Source organism: Streptomyces sp. BK208 (genome assembly GCF_004364245.1).
Lineage (GTDB): Bacteria > Actinomycetota > Actinomycetes > Streptomycetales > Streptomycetaceae > Streptomyces.
Genome location: NZ_SOAV01000002.1, coordinates 68,451 through 86,671, shown reverse-complemented (window position 1 = coordinate 86,671; position 18,221 = coordinate 68,451). Strand labels below are relative to the sequence as shown.

Annotated in this window: 13 protein-coding genes; 1 reads left to right on the top strand and 12 read right to left on the bottom strand. The window is 72.6% G+C overall.

Going from position 1 to position 18,221, the window contains the following annotated elements; translation table 11 throughout:
* Positions 1–159 precede the first annotated feature (159 nt).
* On the top strand, positions 160–1,506 hold the full coding sequence (murA, locus tag EV562_RS04920; RefSeq protein WP_007450161.1) for a UDP-N-acetylglucosamine 1-carboxyvinyltransferase: 1,347 nt from the start codon (positions 160–162) through the stop codon (positions 1,504–1,506).
* Positions 1,507–1,723: 217 nt separating this feature from the next.
* On the opposite strand, the gene EV562_RS04915 is transcribed toward murA, so the two are convergent.
* From EV562_RS04915 to EV562_RS04860, 12 genes are all read right to left on the bottom strand, one after another.
* Positions 1,724–2,005, bottom strand: coding sequence for an HU family DNA-binding protein (locus EV562_RS04915; protein WP_003950507.1), 282 nt, complete (start codon positions 2,003–2,005; stop codon positions 1,724–1,726).
* Positions 2,006–2,357: 352 nt separating this feature from the next.
* On the bottom strand, positions 2,358–3,773 hold the full coding sequence (locus EV562_RS04910) for an NAD-dependent malic enzyme (protein WP_133885434.1): 1,416 nt from the start codon (positions 3,771–3,773) through the stop codon (positions 2,358–2,360).
* A 426-nt stretch (positions 3,774–4,199) separates the two neighbouring features.
* Positions 4,200–6,527 (bottom strand): UvrD-helicase domain-containing protein, encoded by a 2,328-nt coding sequence (locus EV562_RS04905; protein WP_166661592.1) that lies wholly within the window; start codon positions 6,525–6,527, stop codon positions 4,200–4,202.
* 82 nt (positions 6,528–6,609) lie between these two features.
* Positions 6,610–7,401, bottom strand: a complete 792-nt coding sequence (locus tag EV562_RS04900; protein WP_133885433.1) for a zf-HC2 domain-containing protein — start codon at positions 7,399–7,401, stop codon at positions 6,610–6,612.
* Positions 7,402–7,472: 71 nt separating this feature from the next.
* Positions 7,473–7,997: a sigma-70 family RNA polymerase sigma factor gene (locus EV562_RS04895; protein ID WP_166661591.1), complete on the bottom strand. Its 525-nt coding sequence runs from the start codon at positions 7,995–7,997 to the stop codon at positions 7,473–7,475.
* Between the two features lie 184 nt (positions 7,998–8,181).
* Positions 8,182–8,772 (bottom strand): CGNR zinc finger domain-containing protein, encoded by a 591-nt coding sequence (locus tag EV562_RS04890; RefSeq protein WP_133885431.1) that lies wholly within the window; start codon positions 8,770–8,772, stop codon positions 8,182–8,184.
* A gap of 252 nt (positions 8,773–9,024) precedes the next feature.
* Positions 9,025–10,215 (bottom strand): uroporphyrinogen-III synthase, encoded by a 1,191-nt coding sequence (locus EV562_RS04885; RefSeq protein WP_166661648.1) that lies wholly within the window; start codon positions 10,213–10,215, stop codon positions 9,025–9,027.
* Between the two features lie 145 nt (positions 10,216–10,360).
* Complete coding sequence (locus EV562_RS04880; protein ID WP_133885429.1) at positions 10,361–11,719, bottom strand: nitrate/nitrite transporter; 1,359 nt, start codon at positions 11,717–11,719, stop codon at positions 10,361–10,363.
* Between the two features lie 174 nt (positions 11,720–11,893).
* A complete protein-coding gene (locus EV562_RS04875) occupies positions 11,894–12,808 on the bottom strand; it encodes a hypothetical protein (RefSeq protein ID WP_133885428.1) in 915 nt (304 codons plus the stop codon).
* Positions 12,809–12,923: 115 nt separating this feature from the next.
* The gene (locus EV562_RS04870; protein ID WP_133885427.1) at positions 12,924–14,156 is read right to left on the bottom strand and encodes an acyltransferase; all 1,233 of its coding nucleotides are present in this window, start codon (positions 14,154–14,156) and stop codon (positions 12,924–12,926) included.
* 158 nt (positions 14,157–14,314) lie between these two features.
* Positions 14,315–16,519 (bottom strand): glycosyltransferase, encoded by a 2,205-nt coding sequence (locus EV562_RS04865; RefSeq protein WP_133885426.1) that lies wholly within the window; start codon positions 16,517–16,519, stop codon positions 14,315–14,317.
* The gene (locus tag EV562_RS04860) at positions 16,519–17,949 is read right to left on the bottom strand and encodes a hypothetical protein (protein ID WP_166661590.1); all 1,431 of its coding nucleotides are present in this window, start codon (positions 17,947–17,949) and stop codon (positions 16,519–16,521) included. Before EV562_RS04860 ends, EV562_RS04865 begins: the two co-directional genes overlap by 1 nt.
* Positions 17,950–18,221 lie beyond the last annotated feature (272 nt).

Below are 18,221 nucleotides of genomic sequence, written 5' to 3'. Positions count from 1 at the left end.
ACGCCGCCCGGTCGTGACCCCCTGTACGCGCCGGTGAACACCGCGTGTTGTGACAAATCCATGACGTTGCCCGACCGTGCACAGGCGCCATGAAGGGGGGTACAAGACGATTACCCTTTCCCTTCTGGCCCCTGCCCAACCCCACGGAACGCGAGATTCATGACCGTCAACGGCGCTGATGACGTACTGCTTGTCCACGGCGGAACCCCGCTGGAGGGCGAGATCCGGGTTCGCGGTGCGAAGAACCTCGTGCCGAAGGCCATGGTGGCCGCCCTGCTGGGCAGTGCGCCGAGCCGGCTGCGCAATGTGCCGGACATCCGCGACGTGCGGGTCGTACGCGGACTGCTGCAGCTGCACGGGGTGACCGTCCGCCCGGGCGAGGAGCCCGGCGAGCTGGTGATGGACCCTTCCCATGTGGAGAGCGCGAACGTCGCCGACATCGATGCCCACGCGGGCTCGTCGCGCATCCCGATCCTGTTCTGCGGCCCGCTGCTGCACCGCCTCGGGCACGCCTTCATCCCGGGTCTGGGCGGCTGCGACATCGGGGGCCGGCCCATCGACTTCCACTTCGAGGTGCTGCGGCAGTTCGGCGCGAAGATCGAGAAGCGGGCGGACGGCCAGTACCTGGAGGCCCCGCAGCGGCTGCGCGGCACGAAGATCCGGCTGCCGTACCCGTCCGTCGGCGCGACCGAGCAGGTCCTGCTGACGGCCGTGCTCGCCGAGGGCGTCACGGAGCTGTCCAACGCGGCCGTGGAACCGGAGATCGAGGACCTGATCTGCGTCCTGCAGAAAATGGGCGCGATCATCGCCATGGACACCGACCGCACGATCCGCGTCACCGGCGTGGACGAGCTGGGCGGTTACACCCACCGCGCCCTCTCGGACCGCCTGGAGGCGGCCTCCTGGGCCTCCGCGGCGCTGGCCACCGAGGGCAACGTCTATGTCCGCGGCGCCCAGCAGCGCTCGATGATGACGTTCCTGAACACCTTCCGGAAGGTGGGTGGCGCCTTCGAGATCGACGACGAGGGCATCCGGTTCTGGCACCCGGGCGGCCGGCTGAAGTCCATCGCCCTGGAGACGGACGTGCACCCCGGCTTCCAGACGGACTGGCAGCAGCCCCTGGTGGTCGCCCTGACGCAGGCCACGGGCCTGTCCATCGTCCACGAGACGGTCTACGAGTCCCGGCTCGGCTTCACCTCGGCGCTCAACCAGATGGGCGCCCACATCCAGCTCTACCGCGAGTGCCTGGGCGGCTCCGACTGCCGCTTCGGCCAGCGCAACTTCCTGCACTCGGCCGTGGTCTCCGGACCGACCAAGCTGGAGGGCGCCGACCTGGTCATCCCGGACCTGCGCGGCGGCTTCTCGTACCTGATCGCCGCCCTCGCGGCCCAGGGCACCTCCCGGGTCCACGGCATCGATCTGATCAACCGCGGCTACGAGAACTTCATGGACAAGCTCGTCGAGCTGGGCGCGAAGGTGGAACTCCCGGGCAAGGCCCTGGGCTAGACACCTCCGGACACGCCAGTGGGGCGGTCACCCGGACTCGGGTGACCGCCCCACTGGCGTTGCGTCGAGCGCCCCGAGAGGGGCGCGGGGCTGTGTCGACGTGCGGCTCCGCCGCGCGGGCGCGACCAGCCACAACCGGTCCGCGGCCGCGAAACGACCGCAGCCCGACCGAACGGTCCGCACAGCCCCCGGCGCTCACAGCGGAGCGCCTACGCGCTTACTTGCCCTTGGCGGCTTCCTTGAGCTTGGAGCCCGCGGAGACCTTGACGCTGTAGCCGGCCGGAATCTGGATCGGCTCGCCGGTCTGCGGGTTGCGGGCGGTGCGAGCGGCACGGTGGGTGCGCTCGAAGGTCAGGAAGCCGGGGATGGTGACCTTCTCGTCGCCCTTGGAGACGATGTCGCCGACAACCTCGGCGAACGCGGCCAGCACGGCGTCGGCGTCCTTGCGGGTCACCTCGGCGCGGTCGGCCAGCGCGGCCACCAGCTCACTGCGGTTCATGTTGTTACTCCCGTGTTCTACTTGCCGTTGAGGCGTGCCACGCGGCGGAGCCGCATGTTGGGCACAGCGATGCCGATGCTGCCAGGGCCCTCTGACATTCCCCGGACCCGGGTCGGTCGTCAGACCCTCGCGCCCAGGGAGGCATCCTGCCTCCACCTGCGGCGGTAAAGCCAATCCGGCACCCCCAGGAGTCGTGAGAACACCCTTGGGAGTCACACGCCGAGAGGGCCTGAGCCTTGCGCAACCCTAGAGGGCGACCCGAGGCCCGGCATCCCGCGACGCGCCGGAGGGGCGGCCCGCCGTGGTGATCCTCACCACCACGCCACGGGCCGCCTTCCCCGAGCGGGGGAACCTACGCCACCGCGCCGGCGGCCTTCGCCGCCTCCCGGACGGCGCCCGCGACGGCACCGGCGACCTTGTCGTTGAAGACGCTGGGAATGATGTAGTTCGGGTTGATCTCGTCCTCGGTCACCACGTTGGCGAGCGCGTGGGCGGCGGCGAGCATCATCTCGGTGTTGACGGTGCGGGACTGGGCGTCCAGCAGACCGCGGAAGACACCCGGGAAGACCAGCACGTTGTTGATCTGGTTCGGGAAGTCCGACCGGCCGGTGGCCACGACCGCGGCCGTCTCACGGGCGATCGCCGGGTCGACCTCGGGGTCCGGGTTCGCGAGCGCGAACACGATCGCACCGTCGGCCATGGCGGCCACGTCCTCGCCGTCGAGGACGTTGGGGGCGGAGACGCCGATGAAGACGTCCGCGCCGTGCACGGCCTCCTTGAGGGTGCCGGTGAGGCCCTCGGGGTTGGTGTTGTCGGCGATCCAGCGCAGCGCCGACTGCGGGGCGGCGTCGACCAGGTCGGCACGGCCGGCGTGCACCACGCCGTGGATGTCGGCGACGACGGCGTTCTTGACGCCCGCGGCCAGCAGCAGCTTCAGGATGGCGGTACCGGCCGCGCCGGCGCCGGACATGACGACCCGTACGTTCTCGATCGGCTTGTCCACCACGCGCAGCGCGTTGGTCAGCGCGGCGAGGACGACGATGGCGGTGCCGTGCTGGTCGTCGTGGAAGACCGGGATGTCGAGGGCCTCGCGCAGCCGGGCCTCGATCTCGAAGCAGCGCGGCGCGGAGATGTCCTCCAGGTTGATGCCGGCGAAGCCCGGGGCGATGGCCTTGACGATCTCGACGATCGCGTCGCTGTCCTGGGTGTCCAGGCAGATCGGCCAGGCGTCGATGCCGGCGAACCGCTTGAACAGGGCCGCCTTGCCCTCCATCACCGGCAGCGCGGCCTTCGGGCCGATGTTGCCGAGGCCGAGGACGGCGGAGCCGTCCGTCACGACCGCAACGGAGTTGCGCTTGATGGTCAGGCGGCGGGCGTCCTCGGGGTTCTCGGCGATCGCCATGCAGACGCGGGCCACGCCCGGCGTGTAGACCATGGACAGGTCGTCGCGGTTGCGGATGGGGTGCTTGGACGCCATCTCGATCTTGCCGCCGAGGTGCATGAGGAACGTGCGGTCGGAGACCTTGCCGAGGCTGACGCCCTCGATGCCGCGCAGCTGCTCCACGATCTCGTCGGCGTGGGCCGTCGAGCCGGCCGCGATGGTGACGTCGATCCGGAGCTTGTCGTGGCCCGAGGCCGTGACGTCGAGGCCGGTGACCGAGCCGCCGGCGGACTCCACCGCGGTGGTGAGCTGCGAGACGGCGGTTCCGCCCGCGGGCACCTCCAGCCGGACCGTCATCGAGTAGGAGACGCTGGGCGCCGTTGCCATGGCCGACTTCCTCTGCTTTCACCGTGTAACTGGGTTGTGCCGTCCGATCGTCGCACCTACCACTCGGTACGCGGTAGCCGCCCCGGATTGCGAACTTTTTGTTCGCTCCGCTTTCGGAAAACGACTTCCACCATACGAGAAACAGCCCGTCGGGGGAAGGGGGAACCCGGTGCGGCCGGGAGACCGGCCGGGAGACCGCCGAAGGAACCCGCGGGACGGGAATTGCCTTGCGGGGATCGTTTGTTACCTTGGACGTGGCACCGGCTCGATCCAAGCCCCCGGGCCCAACCATCGTCGCTACGAGCGACCACTTGCCGCGAGGCGAGCATGGCGGGTCGGTGCCACTCAGACGAGAGCGGGAGGCCCGCGCCGAGGACGGCGCGGGCCTCCCGCACGTTCCCGGGCCGGTGACCGGCCCGGGCGCGCTCAGTCGCGCAGCAGGTCCGGCACCCCGGAGGCGTCCGGCTCGTCCCGCTCGCAGGAGACGACCGTCAGCTGCTGCGTGGCCCGGGTGAGGGCGACGTACAGCACGCGCAGCCCGGCGGGCGACTCGTCGGCGATCTCGGCCGGGGAGACGACGACCGTGGCGTCGTACTCCAGGCCCTTGGCCTCCAGGCTGCCCAGCGCCACCACGCGGTCGCCCAGTCCGGCCAGCCAGCGCCGGGCCTCCTCGCGCCGGTTCATGGCGACGACGACGCCGACGGTGCCGTCGACCAGGCCGAGCAGCCGGGCCGCCTCCGCGCGGACCGTCGGGGCGAGGGAGTCCGACACCACGGCGAAGCGCGGCCGCACGCCGGTCGAACGCACGGCCGAGGGAGAGTGCGAGCCGGGCATGGCGAGGGCGAGTACCTTCGCCGCCAGCTCGGCGATCTCGGCCGGGTTGCGGTAGTTCACGGTCAGCTCGAAGCGGCGGCGCGGGCGGGTGCCCAGGGCCTCGTCACGGGCGGCGGCCGCCTCGTCGGGGTCGGACCAGGAGGACTGGGCCGGGTCGCCGACGACCGTCCAGGTGGCGTGCCGGCCGCGGCGGCCGACCATCCGCCACTGCATGGGCGTGAGGTCCTGTGCCTCGTCGACGATGACGTGCGCGTACTCGGTGCGTTCCTGGGCGAGGCGCTCGGCGCGCTCCCACTGGGTCTCCTCGCGCTGCGGCATCAGCTCCTCCAGGCCGGTGAGCTGGTCCAGCGGGTCCAGCTCGCGCCGCTTGCGGGGGCGGGCCGGCGTGCCGACGATCGCCTGGAGCTCGTCGAGCAGGGCGATGTCGTGCACGGAGTGACCCTCGCGCCGCAGCGAGCGCGCCACCTTGCGGACCTCGCCCGCGTTCAGCACCCGCCGGGCCCAGCGGCCGAGGCGCCGCTCGTCCGCCATGGCCGCCAGCACGGCACCCGGGGTCAGCTCGGGCCACCAGGCGTCGAGGAAGGCCAGGAAGGAGTCCTCGGAGCTGACGTCCTCGTCGAAGGAGGAGCGCAGCTCGGCGGCGAGCTCCGGGTCGGTGTGCCGGGTCGCGGCGCCGGACTTCTCCCACAGGGCGTCGAGCAGCAGCCGGCGGGCACGGGGACGCAGCAGGTTGACGGGCGCGGTGCCGCCGAGGACGGTGCGCCGGATGCCTGCCAGCTCCTCGGCCTCCAGTTCGAGGCGGCGCCCGAAGGCGACGACCCTGAGGAGGGTCGGCGAGTCGGCCGGCTCCAGCGCCCCGCGCGCGGCCTTGCGCAGCACCCTCAGCATGCGGGCGGAGCCCTTGGCGCGGGCGGTGGCCGGGGAGTCGTACAGGGTGGCCTCGGCGCCGTCGACCAGGGAGCCGATGGCGCGGATGGCGACCTGCCCCTCCTCGCCCAGCGAGGGCAGCACGCCCTCGGTGTACGCCACGAGCAGCGGCGTCGGCGAGACGATCAGGATGCCGCCCGCGTAGCGGCGCCGGTCCTGGTAGAGCAGGTATGCCGCCCGGTGCAGGGCGACGGCGGTCTTGCCGGTGCCGGGACCGCCCTCGACGTAGGTCACGGAGGCGGCGGGGGCGCGGATCACCCGGTCCTGCTCGGCCTGGATGGAGGCCACGATGTCCCGCATGGAGTGGGTGCGGGCCTGGCCGAGGGCGGCCATCAGGGCGCCGTCGCCCACGACGGCCAGTTCCTCGCCGTCCAGACGGGCGGTGACCTCGGGCCGCATCAGGTCGTCCTCGACACCGAGGACGCGCCGCCCCTTGGAGCGGATCACCCGGCGCCGCACGACCCGGCCAGGGTCGACCGGCGTGGACCGGTAGAAGGGCGCGGCGGCGGGCGCCCGCCAGTCGATGACCAGCGGCGCGTAGTCCTCGTCGAGGACGCCGATACGGCCGATGTGCAGGGTCTCCGCGATGTCGGCGGTGCGGTCGGGCCCGAGGGCGCCCTCCGCGGGCTCGACCGCCGTGTACGCGCCGTCCGGGCCCTTCTTGCCGTCCTTGCCGAGGAGCAGGTCGATACGGCCGAAGAGGAAGTCCTCGAACTCGTTGTTCAGGCGGTTGAGGTGGATGCCGGCCCGGAAGACCTGTGCGTCGCGTTCGGCCAGGGCACCTGGGGTGCCGACGTGGCCGCGCTGCGCGGCGTCGTGCATGAGGAACTCCGCCTCGTGGATCTTCTCCTCCAGGCGCCGGTACACCCGGTCGAGGTGTTCCTGTTCCACGCTGATCTCTCGGTCCCGCACGGAGTCCTCCCGTGCGGAGTCCCCGCGTACGGGGTCGTGCTCCGAGTCGACCGCTGAATCCTGTTGAGCCTGTGCGGCCACCGGGCCCCCTTCTGACGTGCTGGGCAGCCGTCAAAAATACGCGAAGGGGGCCTCGGAAGCTACGGCGCGCCCGTAGGGCGGGCTACGCGTCGACCTCCACCAGTCGCTTCCCGTCGAAGGTCATGACCTCGAAGTGGGAGATCTGGTTGGGCTCGAAGGCGGCGCCGCCGTGCACGTAGAGCGGCTTCTTGGCCTTCTCGGTGGTGGCGTCCGGGATGCCGTAGCCCCAGTCGGGGACCGTCCAGGAGGACAGGGTCTCCCGCTCGCCGTTCTTGCCGACGGCGACCAGGGAGCACTTCTGGGGACCCTTGAGGTTCTTCAGCTCCAGCACCGTCTCGGTGCCCCAGGCCTTCTTCTCCAGCGCCACGGTCGCGCTGACCTGCGTGGCCGGGTCGGTGGCGGTGACCCGGTCCGGCATGGCGGCGAAGGCGGACTCGGCCGGACTCGCGGCCTGCTGCGACGCCTCGGTCTTGCGTCCGCCGCCGCCGCCGTCGTCGCCGCCGCCCGAGCCGCCGGTGGTCGCCACCGCGGCGAACGGGCCGCCGATGATCAGCGCGGCCGCGGTGCCCACCAGGTAGAAGTTGCGGCGGCGCTTGCGCGCGCGGCGTTCGGCGACCTCGTCGACGAGCCTCTCCGAGAGCCGCGGGCTCGGCTTCACGGTGAGCGACTCCGCGAGCGCGGGCGTGCCGGTGCCCTGCATGTCCGCAAGCGCGGCCATCATCGGCTCCATGCCGGCCAGCTCGTCGAGCTGCTGGGCGCACCACTCGCAGGTGGCGAGGTGGGCCTCGAAGGCAGTCGCCTCGGCGTCGTCGAGGATCCCGAGGGCGTAGGCGCCGACGGTCTCGTGCTCGTTCGGCGCCGCTGGTCCCTCCATGGGGACAGGATTACCCGGGTCCCCCGGGCCGAATCCCCCGCCGAAACCCTGAACGCCCCCGTACCCGCTCATCACGCCGTCACCCCCCGCTCCTCCAGTGCCAGCTTCATCGAACGCAGGGCGTAGAACACCCGGGAGCGAACGGTGCCGCTGGGTATGCCCAGTGTCTGCGCCGCCTCATTGACGGTACGCCCCTTGAAGTACGTCTCGACGAGAACCTCCCGGTGGGCCGGGGTCAGGTCGTCGAGCGCGTCCGACAGCGTCATCAGCCACAGCGCCTTGTCGATCTCGTCCTCCGCGGGGATGACCTCCAGCGGCGACGGATCGACCTCCTGCGGCCGGGCCTGCCGGCTGCGGTGGCCGTCGATGACGATGCGCCGGGCGACCGTCACCAGCCAGGGGCGTACCGATCCGGTCGCACGGTTGAGCTGACCGGCGTTCTTCCAGGCACGGATGAGCGTCTCCTGGACGACGTCCTCGGCGCGCTGCCGGTCCCCCGCGACCAGCCGCAGCACATAGGCCAGCAAGGGCCCGGCGTGCTCGCGGTACAGCGCGCGCATCAACTCCTCGTCGGGCTCCGAGGACGTCTGTGACATGCGATGTCGGGCCCTCGCACCACGTTCACTGGCCACGACGGAATCCTTGCGCACGCCCACCTCCGATGTCCGGGGGTTCCCCCAGTCGGTCGCTCGCCCATCCGGTACGGGCCCGGGGTGCGGCGTGTTCAACGCGCGCCGAAAGATTTCCGCGACGCGCGGGACGAACCGGATGCGGGCGGATTTACCGGGCCAGAGCGGCGCGGCGGCGGTGCCTGGCGACGCGTTCGCGGTTGCCGCAGATCTCGCTGGAGCACCAGCGCCGGCGGTGACCGCGGGAGGTGTCCACGTACAGGATGGGGCAGTTGTCGCCCGCGCACTGCCTCAGGCTCGCCCGTGCGACGGGGTCGGTGAGCAGTTCCACCGCGTCCCGGGCGAGGGCGCCGAGCAGCGCCGCGCACCGCGGTGGTCCGGTCAGCTCCCGCACCAGCGCGCCGTCCTCACCGGGTACGGCGCGGGGTGCGGGAGGTGCGGCGAGGGCGAGTTCGTTGACGCGGGCGAGCGCGAGGTCGTGGGCGCGGGTGCGGGGCGCCGGCCGGGTGCGTACCAACCGCGCGGTCTCGCCCCGCAGTTCGCGGAAGCCGGACAGCCAGGAGGGGTCGGCGTGGGCCAGCGGGGTGCCGGGCGGGACGAGTCCGGAGCCTGCGATCCAGGCGCGCAGCGCGTCCAGGGAGCCGAGGCGTTCCACGGGGTGGGTGGTGGCGATGAGGTCCAGGCAGATCCGCCCGGTGTCGAACCGCAGGTCGTAGGGGTCGATGGCCGTACCCAGTGCCATGTTCCTGTCACCGCCTTGGGATGCCCGGTGGGGCGGGCCGGAGAGGGGAGCAGGGGAACCGCTCCTCCTACAGTGCCTGCCCGCACCCGCGCCCGGAACCCCTCGTACCGCCCCTGCCGGACGCGGCGGCGGCCCGGGACCGCGGTCCCCGCCGCGACGGGCCGCGCCGCGGCACACCCGAAGCAGCGCCGCGGCACACCCGACCCCGCCGCCCCGGCGCGAGCCGCCGCGGTATCACCCCCGTGAAGTGCCTCACTCGTCCGTGTACTTGGCGTCGGTCGCCGGGTCCAGGGCCAGCCGGTAGCCGCGTTTCACCACCGTCTGGATCAGCTTCGGGGTGCCGAGGGAGGTGCGCAGGCGGGCCATGGCCGTCTCGACGGCGTGTTCGTCGCGGCCGGTGCCCGGCAGGGCGCGCAGCAGGTCGGCGCGGGGCACGACCCAGCCGGGCCGCCGGGCGAGGGCACGCAGCAGGGACATGCCGGCCGGCGGCACGGCCCGCAGGTCCCCGTCGACCAGTACGGCGTGTCCGCGGATCTCCAGCCGGTGCCCGGCGACCGGCAGGGCACGGGCGCGGGACGGCAGTTCCCGGCACAGCAACTGGACGAGGGGCCCGAGCCGGAAGCGTTCGGGCTGGACCGTGTCGACGCCGTGCGCCTGGAGCGGCACCGCGGTGACCGGTCCGACGCAGGCGGGCAGCACGTCGTGGCCGAAGGCGGCGAGCAGCTCCGGCAGCAGGCCCCGCTCCTCGGCCCGGCCCAGCAGGGACACCGCCGCGGGCGCGCTGGTGAAGGTCACGGCGTCCACGCCGTGCGAGACCGCGGCGTCCAGCAGCCGGTCCACGGGCGTGAGGTCCTCCGGCGGCAGCCACCGGTACACGGGGACCCCCACCACCTCGGCGCCGCCCTCCCGCAGCGCCTCCACGAACCCGGGCAGCGGCTCGCCGTGCAGCTGGACGGCGATCCGGCGGCCCGCCACGCCCTGCTCCAGGAGCCGGTCCAGGACCTCGGCCATGGACTCCGACGCGGGGGACCACCGCTCCGTCAGTCCGGCGGCCCGGACCGCGCCCTTGACCTTGGGTCCGCGCGCCAGCACCTCCACCGTGCGCAGCCGCTCCAGCAGGGCCTCACCGAGCCCCCAGCCGTCGGCGGCCTCGATCCAGCCCCGGAAGCCGATGGCGGTGGTGGCGACCACGACGTCCGGCGCCCGGTCGACGATCCGCTTGGTCGCGGCCATCAGCTCGCTGTCGTCGGCGAGCGGCACGATCCGCAGCGCCGGCGCGTGCAGGACGGCGGCACCGCGCCGCTGGAGCAGCGCCCCCAGTTCGTCGGCCCGGCGGGCGGCGGTCACGCCCACGGTGAACCCGGCCAGCGGTCCGTGCTCGGGCCGCCGCTCCTCGTCGCCCACGCCCGCCACGTCGCCCGCCACGCCGCCCGGGCGCTCCATGTCGCCCACGCCGTTCACGTCGCTCACGTCGTCCATCGCTCGCCGCGCTCCGTTCCGTCCACACCCACGTGCACAGTCACGTGGCGACCGAGCCTGCCAACGCCGCGTGACGGGCTCGGTTCCGCCTCATGTCACCAGTGTTACGTCAGACCTCGGCATAGCTGAGCCGCGCCTCCGTCTTCGCTGCTCCCACCTGTGTCCCCTCGCGCACCGCGGAGCGGCGGAGGTATACCGACCACGTCACCACGATGCACACGGCGTAGAAGGCCAGGAAGGCGACGAAGGCACCGGTGCCCGACCCGGAGGAGAGGAAGGACTGGCGGAAGGCGAGGTTGATCCCGACGCCTCCCAGGCCCCCCACCGCACCGATCAGCCCCATCGACGCACCCGACAGGCGCCGCCCGTGCAGCACCGCTTCCTCGCCGGTCAGCCCCCGGGCCAGCGCCTTGGAGTGGAAGATGCCCGGGATCATCTTGAACGTCGAGCCGTTGCCGAGACCGCTGAGCACGAACAGCGCCACGAACACGGTCACGAACAGCGCCAGTGACCTCTCCATGCTGGCCAGGACGAGGATCGCGGTGGCGACGGCCATCGCCACGAAGTTCCACAGGGTGATGCGCGAACCGCCGTACCGGTCGGCGAGCCTGCCGCCCAGCGGGCGGACGAGGGAACCGAGCAGCGGACCGATGAACGTGAGGTACGCCGCCTGGAGCGGCGTCCGCCCGAACTGGGTCGTCAGCACCTGTCCGAAGGCGAAGCTGTAGCCGATGAACGAACCGAAGGTGCCGATGTACAGCACCGCCATGATCCAGGTGTGGGCGTCCTTGGCCGCGTCCCGGGCGGCCCCGGTGTCGTTCTTCACCGTGGTGAGGTTGTCCATGTACCGGGCGGCGAGGACGGCGGCCACGAGGATCAGCGGGATGTAGACGCCGAGCAGTACCCGCGGCCCGCCGCCGGCTCCGATGATCGCGAGCGCGACGAGCTGGATGACCGGCACGCCGATGTTCCCGCCGCCGGCGTTGAGGCCCAGCGCCCAGCCCTTCTCCCGGAGCGGGAAGAAGGCGTTGATGTTGGTCATGGAGGAGGCGAAGTTGCCGCCGCCGATCCCGGCCAGCAGCCCGATCAGCAGGAACGTCGAGTAGGACGTCCCGGGCTCCATCACGACGAAGGCGGCGAGCGTCGGGACCAGCAGCATGCTCGCCGAGACGATCGTCCAGTTCCGTCCGCCGAAGACCGCGACCGCGAAGGTGTACGGCACCCGTACGACGGCCCCGACGAGCGTCACCACGGACGTCAGCAGGAACTTGTCGGCCGGTGACAGCCCGTACTCCGGCCCCATGAAGAGCACCAGCACGGACCACAATGTCCACACCGAGAACCCGATGTGCTCGGAGAGGACGGAGAACAGCAGGTTGCGTCGTGCCGTTCGCCGCCCCGTCTCCCTCCAGAAGGTCTCGTTCTCGGGATCCCAGTACTCGATCCAGCGTCCGCCACGGGCTTTCATCGCGCCTCCACGGTGCTCCACAGCTCGGTGCGACCGACGCTAGGCAGGACGCGTTTCGGGCCGGTGGGGCTGTGGATGACCGGGAGGGAACGTTGCTCTCACCCGGCGTGGGCGGGGGCTGAGAGATCGAGGTCAGCCCTGCGAGGGGCCGCGGTCAGCTCTGCGGGAGCGCGGTCAGCCCTGCGGGGGCCGGGGCTGCCAGTTCGGGTTCTGCTGCGCGTGCGGCTGCGGCTGCGCCGGGTAAGGCTGCTGCTGTCCCGGCGCGGGCGCGTACGGCTGCTGCGGCGGGTAGGGCTGCGGGGGCGGGTAGGACTGCGGGGCGTACGGCTGCGGGGCCTGCTGGGGCACGCCGTACGGCTGCTGCGGCGGGTAGGGCTGCGGAGCCTGCGGGGGCACGCCGTAGGGCTGCTGCGGCGGCTGGGGGGCGTACGGGCCGGGGGCCGGCTGCCCGTAGCCGCCGGTGGCCGCGCCGAAGGGGTTGCCGTGGCCCGGCAGCTGCCCGCCGGGCGGCAGGTAGCGCACCCGCCCCGCCTCGTCGGCCATCGGCACGAACCCGGCGGCCTGCAACCGCGCCGCGAACTTGGCGTTGCGCTTGCGGGTGACGAGGAAGCCGATGCCCAGGGCCGCCATGAGGACCAGCCAGATGATCCCGGAGAGCACGAAGTCGTCGGACGATCCGCCCTCGCGGTAGGCGAGGAGCACACAGGCGACGGTGCCGCCGAGCGCGCCGTAGCCCATCGACTTCTGGGCGTTCTTGCCGGTGAGGTCGAAGTTGATCCGGGCCTTGAGGAGTTCGAAGGCGTCGGGCACGAGCGGCGGCAGCGAGACCCCGTCGCCCGCGTTCGGGTACTGCGCCCAGTTCTGCGCGGCCCGGGTGCGGGCCTGCGGGCCGGGGTCGGGGACGAGCAGCATGGTGAGCGCGGCGTTGTTCCCGCCGCTCTGGCGCACGTCGGCGTACTCGTACCCGAACTGCTGGGCGGTGAAGGCGAGCTTGGCGAGCTTCTTCACGGACGACATCCGGCTGGTGAGCTGGACCGGCTCCCCGCTCGCCATCAACTGCAGCATCCTCTGTGTCTGCCGCTTGCTCATCCCGCCCGCTCCCCCTGACCGGCTCACGCCACCGTGTTCACTTACGCAACCGGGGCAGTCTCGCACGGGGGACCGACAGCCGTCAGCCCCGGTCCCCGGCGGCCCGGGCGGTGCGTCAGCCCCGGTGGGCGGCGCGGGCCCTGGGCTGCTTCGGTTCCGGGCGCTTGCCGCCGTCCGGCCACAGCTGGGGTTTGCGCTTGGCCGCCACGTCCTCCATCCAGCCGAACCAGACGATGCAGCTCCCGATGAGCAGCCAGGCGATGACCAGGACCGGCCAGGGGCTCTCCAGCAGCCACGGGACGTTCTCGTAGACGACGTCGAAGCCCCACAGCTGGTCCCAGAGCGTGGCCGCGACGAGGATGCAGATGTTGTGCCACAGGTAGACGGTCACGGCCCGCGAGTTGAGCAGGGTGATCAGCCGGTCCCAGCGGCGCAGCCGGCGCGGCCACTCGGTCCACGACGGGCTGACGTGCAGAAGCAGCAGCACCGTCGCGAAGGACCAGACGGCCTGCGCGAAGGGGATGGAGTCCAGGTCGTACCCGGTCTTGAAGCCTTCCCGGAAGGCGTACCAGAGGCCCAGCGCGGCGATCACCGGCGCCACCGAGGGCACCACGTAGCGCGGCAGCCGTTTCAGGATGCCTTCCTGGTGGGCCATGCCGAGGACCCAGCAGGCCCCGAAGGTGCTGAAGTCCGTGAGCGCCGACGGGAAGCGCTCGCCCGGCAGTTCGAGGTAGCCGAACTGGAAGGCGGCCGACAGGACGAGCGGCGCCAGGATCGTCAGCCACGGCAGGGCCCGCAGCGCGCGCAGCAGGACCGGGGAGAGCAGGACGTACCAGAGGTAGGCGCGGATGTACCAGAGCGGCCCGGCGAGTTCCGAGGCCCAGTCCTCGCCCAGGATGCCGTGGACGCCCGGCAGCCCCTCGGCGAACGGCGGGTCGCTCAGCGGCAGGATCCAGTAGACGAGGTGGAACCACCACCAGCCCGGGTGCCCGTCGTCGCCGGGTCCCCAGCCCTGGAGGACCATGCCGGTCACGCCCACGACGCCGAGCAGCCACAGCGGCGGCAGCAGGCGGCGCATGCGGCTGCGGACGACCTGGACGGCCGGACGCTTCAGGGAGCGGGCCATCAGGTTGCCGGCGAGGGCGAACATCACGCCCATGGACGGGAACACCACGGGCAGCCAGGCCCAGCCCATCAGGTGGTACAGGACCACCCGGAAGAGGGCCACCGCACGCAGCAGGTCGAAGTAGCGGTCGCGGACGGGACCGCGCCGGGCCTGCTTCTGCTCCGGCACCGCCGGTACGGCGGTGTCCGCGCCGACGGGCGGGTGCAGGGGTGGTGCGGTCATGTGCGGGGCGCTCCGGGGCGGGACGGACGTGTTCGGGAAGGGCGTGGCCGGGAGGGGCGTGGTCGGCGTGGCCGGGAGGGGCGTGCTCGGCGTGGTCGGGAAAGGGCGGGCCGGGCCGGGTGCGGGGACCGGTCGCGTCGGGTCGTACGGCGGGGTGGTCATCCGACCGGCCTCCCGTCCATGGCACCGGACCGCCGCTGGGACGGGACGCCGTCGACGCCGGGCGGCGGCGCGGACACCCCTCCGCTGCGCCGCAGCTTCTGCCAGCGCAGCCGGCCGCCGGTGAGCGCGGTGATCCAGGACTGGAGCAGCACCACGTACATGATCTGGCGGTACAGGATCTGCTGGAGGGGCAGCGAGATGAGCGGGGTGAGCTTCTCCCGGTCGAGCCGGAAGGCGTACGCGGCGCACACCGCCTGGATGGCCAGCACCCCGAGCCAGGCCACGATCGTCTTCTCGGTGGGCCCGAAGACGATCCCGTAGAGCAGGAAGACGTCGATGAGCGGGGCGAGCAGCGGGGCCACGACCATGAACAGGGAGACGAAGGGCAGGCCCACCCGGCCGAAGCGGCCCGAGGGACCCTTCTCGATCACCGCGCGGCGGTGCTTCCAGATCGCCTGCATGGTGCCGTACGACCAGCGGTAGCGCTGGGACCACAGCTGGCTGACGGACTCCGGGGCCTCGGTCCAGGCGCGGGCGTTCTCGGCGTAGACCACTCGCCACCCGGCGCGGTGCAGCGCCATGGTCACGTCGGTGTCCTCGGCGAGGGTGTCGTCGCTCATGCCGCCGAAGGGCTCCAGGGCGGAGCGGCGGAAGGCGCCGACCGCGCCGGGGATGGTCGGCATGCAGCCGAGGATGTCGTACATGCGGCGGTCCAGGTTGAAGCCCATCACGTACTCGATGTGCTGCCAGGCGCCGATGAGGCTGTCCTTGTTGCCGACCTTCGCGTTGCCCGCCACGGCGCCCACCTTCGGGTCGCCGAAGGGCTGGACGAGTTCGCGCACGGTGGAGGGCTCGAAGACGGTGTCGCCGTCCATCATCACGACGATGTCGTGACGGGCGTTGGCCAGGCCTCTGTTGAGTGCGGCCGGCTTGCCCGCGTTGAGCTGCCGGATCACCCGGACGTTCGGCAGGCCGAGACCCTCGACGATGCGGGCGGTGCCGTCGCTTGAGCCGTCGTCGATGACGACGACCTCGATCGGGTGGTCGCTCTCCATGAGGGAACGCACCGTGTTCTCGATGCACTTGGCCTCGTTGTACGCCGGGACCAGTACCGTCACCGGTTCGGTGACCGCCGGCCCCCAGCGGAAGCGTCTGCGGCGCACCCGGCGGGCGTGGGCGCCGGACAGGAGCAGCATCAGGACGAAGCGTCCGATGACCAGGGTGCCGATGATCGCCAGGCCCACCACCAGGACGTCGGTGAGCCGCTCCGAGGCCTGGACCAGGAAGACCCAGGCCTTGCCCTTCCACAGTTCGGCGCCGGTCACCGGGGTCATGGCGCTGGGCGCGTCCAGGGCCTCGGTGAGGTTGTCGAACGTGTAGCCCTTCGCCTTCAGGTCGGGCAGGAACCTGTCCAGGGCCTGCACGGTCTGGTGGCGGTCGCCGCCCGAGTCGTGCATCAGGACGATGGCGCCCTTGCCGCCGTGCGGTGTGGCACGCCGGATGATCTCGTCGACGCCCGGCTTCCGCCAGTCCTCGCTGTCGGTGTTGTTGACGACGGTGATGTAGCCGCGGCTGCCGATGTACTCGGTGACCGGCCAGGACTTGTCGTCCATGGCGTCGGCGAAGGAGGAGTACGGCGGCCGGAACAGCGACGTGCGCACCCCGGCCGCGCCGGTGATCGCGAGCTGGTTCTGCGACAGCTCCCAGTCGATGCGCTTCTTGGACTGGAAGGAGAGGTCGGGGTGGTTGAAGGTGTGCAGGCCCACCTCGTGGCCCTCGTCGACCATGCGCTCGACGAGGTCCGGGTAACGGGAGGCCATGGTGCCGGTGACGAAGAAGACCGCGTGCGCGTCGTGCTTCTTCAGCACGTCGAGCACCCGGGGCGTCCAGGTCGGGTCCGGGCCGTCGTCGAAGGTGAGGACGAGCCGGTGGTCGGGCACGCTCAGGCTTTCGGTGCGGCCGCCGCGCACGTCGATGACCGGGCCGCCGTCCAGGATCTTCTCGGGTACGTCGGTGGTGGCGGCGGGCGGCTGGACCCGGTGGTCGGCGAGGATCTCGCTGTGCACGTATCCGCGCAGCATGAGCATGGCCGCCAGGGCGACCAGGACGAGCAGCGGAAGCAGCAGACGCAAGGGCAGGCGACGGCGGGAGCCCTCACGGGCGCTGCGCGCGGCCCCGTGACGGCGGGTGCGGGATGCCATCAGAGGGTGTTCTCCGGGGACAGGGAAGGGGACGTGGAGGTGTCGGCCGGGCCGGCGACCACGACGGGCGCGCCGGCCGGACCCGCGACGGGGTCGGGGTCCCCCGCGCCGTTGGCGTTGGTGCCGTCCACGCCGGGGTCGGTGCCCGTGGTGGAGCCGCCGGTGGGCTCGGTCGGGCCGACGGAGGTACCGCCGCCCGCCGGGGCCGACGGGCCGGTGGGGGCGGAGGGCGTCGACTGCGTCGACTGGGCCGGGTCGGGGTCGGTCGCGCCGGAACCGCCCGCGGTCCGGCCGCTCCCGGACGACGTCTGGGACCCCGTGCCGGTACCGGGCTGCTGTCCCGCGGTGCCGCCGGTCACGCCGGACGCGGGCACCCCGGCGCCCGGTGCGGTCGCCGCGTCGGAGTCCGCCGAGGAGCTGGCCTCGGGGACGGCGTCGCCGCCGGTGCCGGAGGGCTGCGCCGACTGCGAGGGCACCGGCGTGGTGTCGACCTGTCCGGCGGGCGCGCCCTCCTGCTGGCCCGGTGCGGGCATCCAGGGCGCGTCGGAGTTGCCGGAGAGCAGCGTGGAGACGATGACGACGGCGTAGACCGCGCAGGCGATGCCGACCAGGATGCCGAAGCGGCGGTACAGACGGCTGCGGCGGCCCGACGCGTCGACGAAGACGGGTCCGTCGGAGGGCTCGGGGCGGCTGCGGTGCCCGCCCTCGGCGCGCAGCAGCACGCCGTCGCCCAGCTGGACGGCGTCGAGTTGGACCGTGACCTCGTGCGGGTCGTGGGTGTGCTCGGCGGCACCCGGACCGGTGTGCGCGTCGCCGTCCGTGTCCGGCAGCTCCTGCCACGGGTCGCGGAGCGCGGCGGTGGCGGGCGCGGGTGCGGGTATCGGAGCGGGAGCGGGCGCGGGGAAGGCGCGGGTCGGTGCGGCCGGGGCGGCGGGGCCGGCCGACGGGAGGACGTCCGTCCGGTCGGGGTCCGGTCCGGTGCCGCGGGCACCGCGGGAGGGGCCGGGGCCGGCTGCCGGGGAGGCGTAGGGAGCGTTGCCGAACGGATCGGCCCCCGGGGCGGCGTCGGCCGGAACGGCGCGGCCCGGCACGGCGCTGTACGGCGCGGTCCTGTACGGCGCGGCGCTGTGCGGCGGGCTGCCCGGGGCGGCGGCGTGGCCGGGGTACGCCCCGGCCTGGTCCGGTCTGCCCCAGGTTATCCGCCCCTGGGCCAGCGGGTCCTGGCCCGGCGCGCGGCGGCCGTGGCCCGCTATTCGGGAGCCGGGGAACTCCGTCCGGTCGGCGGCGGGACCGCCGTGGCCGCGCGGGCTCCCACCGGACGCCCCGAACCACCCCGCGCCCGACGCGGCCCCCTGGGACCCGTCGGAACCGGCGGCCCCGGAAGGGACGGACTCGGACCGGCCGGCCCCGCCGGACTCCGCCGCGCTCATCGGGGAGACCCCGGACGACGGAAACGCCCGGGCCGGGGGCAGCACCTCGGTGGCATCAGCATCTCGTCCTGCCTCCGAGCGATCACTAGCCCCGGACTCGACCTCGGGCCACTCCGGTTGGGCGTCTTTTTGCCAGTTCTTCACGCGCGCGCACTTCCCCCCACGGGACACTTCCGGGTGCGCATACGACCCCGAGCACTCGTCGGCCGAACCGGCCCCCACCAGCTTCGAGCGCCCCCTGTATCACACCGTGCTCAGGCAAAGAATGTAGC

What these genes read in the sequence shown, in the direction of transcription:
- murA (WP_007450161.1), top strand. Translation starts at nt 160, where the DNA reads ATGACCGTCAACGGCGCTGATGACGTACTGCTTGTCCACGGCGGAACC.
- EV562_RS04915 (WP_003950507.1), bottom strand. Translation starts at nt 2,005, where the DNA reads ATGAACCGCAGTGAGCTGGTGGCCGCGCTGGCCGACCGCGCCGAGGTG.
- EV562_RS04910 (WP_133885434.1), bottom strand. Translation starts at nt 3,773, where the DNA reads ATGGCAACGGCGCCCAGCGTCTCCTACTCGATGACGGTCCGGCTGGAG.
- EV562_RS04900 (WP_133885433.1), bottom strand. Translation starts at nt 7,401, where the DNA reads ATGGAGGGACCAGCGGCGCCGAACGAGCACGAGACCGTCGGCGCCTAC.
- EV562_RS04895 (WP_166661591.1), bottom strand. Translation starts at nt 7,997, where the DNA reads ATGTCACAGACGTCCTCGGAGCCCGACGAGGAGTTGATGCGCGCGCTG.
- EV562_RS04890 (WP_133885431.1), bottom strand. Translation starts at nt 8,772, where the DNA reads ATGGCACTGGGTACGGCCATCGACCCCTACGACCTGCGGTTCGACACC.
- EV562_RS04885 (WP_166661648.1), bottom strand. Translation starts at nt 10,215, where the DNA reads ATGGAGCGCCCGGGCGGCGTGGCGGGCGACGTGGCGGGCGTGGGCGAC.
- EV562_RS04880 (WP_133885429.1), bottom strand. Translation starts at nt 11,719, where the DNA reads ATGAAAGCCCGTGGCGGACGCTGGATCGAGTACTGGGATCCCGAGAAC.
- EV562_RS04875 (WP_133885428.1), bottom strand. Translation starts at nt 12,808, where the DNA reads ATGAGCAAGCGGCAGACACAGAGGATGCTGCAGTTGATGGCGAGCGGG.
- EV562_RS04870 (WP_133885427.1), bottom strand. Translation starts at nt 14,156, where the DNA reads ATGACCGCACCACCCCTGCACCCGCCCGTCGGCGCGGACACCGCCGTA.
- EV562_RS04865 (WP_133885426.1), bottom strand. Translation starts at nt 16,519, where the DNA reads ATGGCATCCCGCACCCGCCGTCACGGGGCCGCGCGCAGCGCCCGTGAG.
- EV562_RS04860 (WP_166661590.1), bottom strand. Translation starts at nt 17,949, where the DNA reads ATGAGCGCGGCGGAGTCCGGCGGGGCCGGCCGGTCCGAGTCCGTCCCT.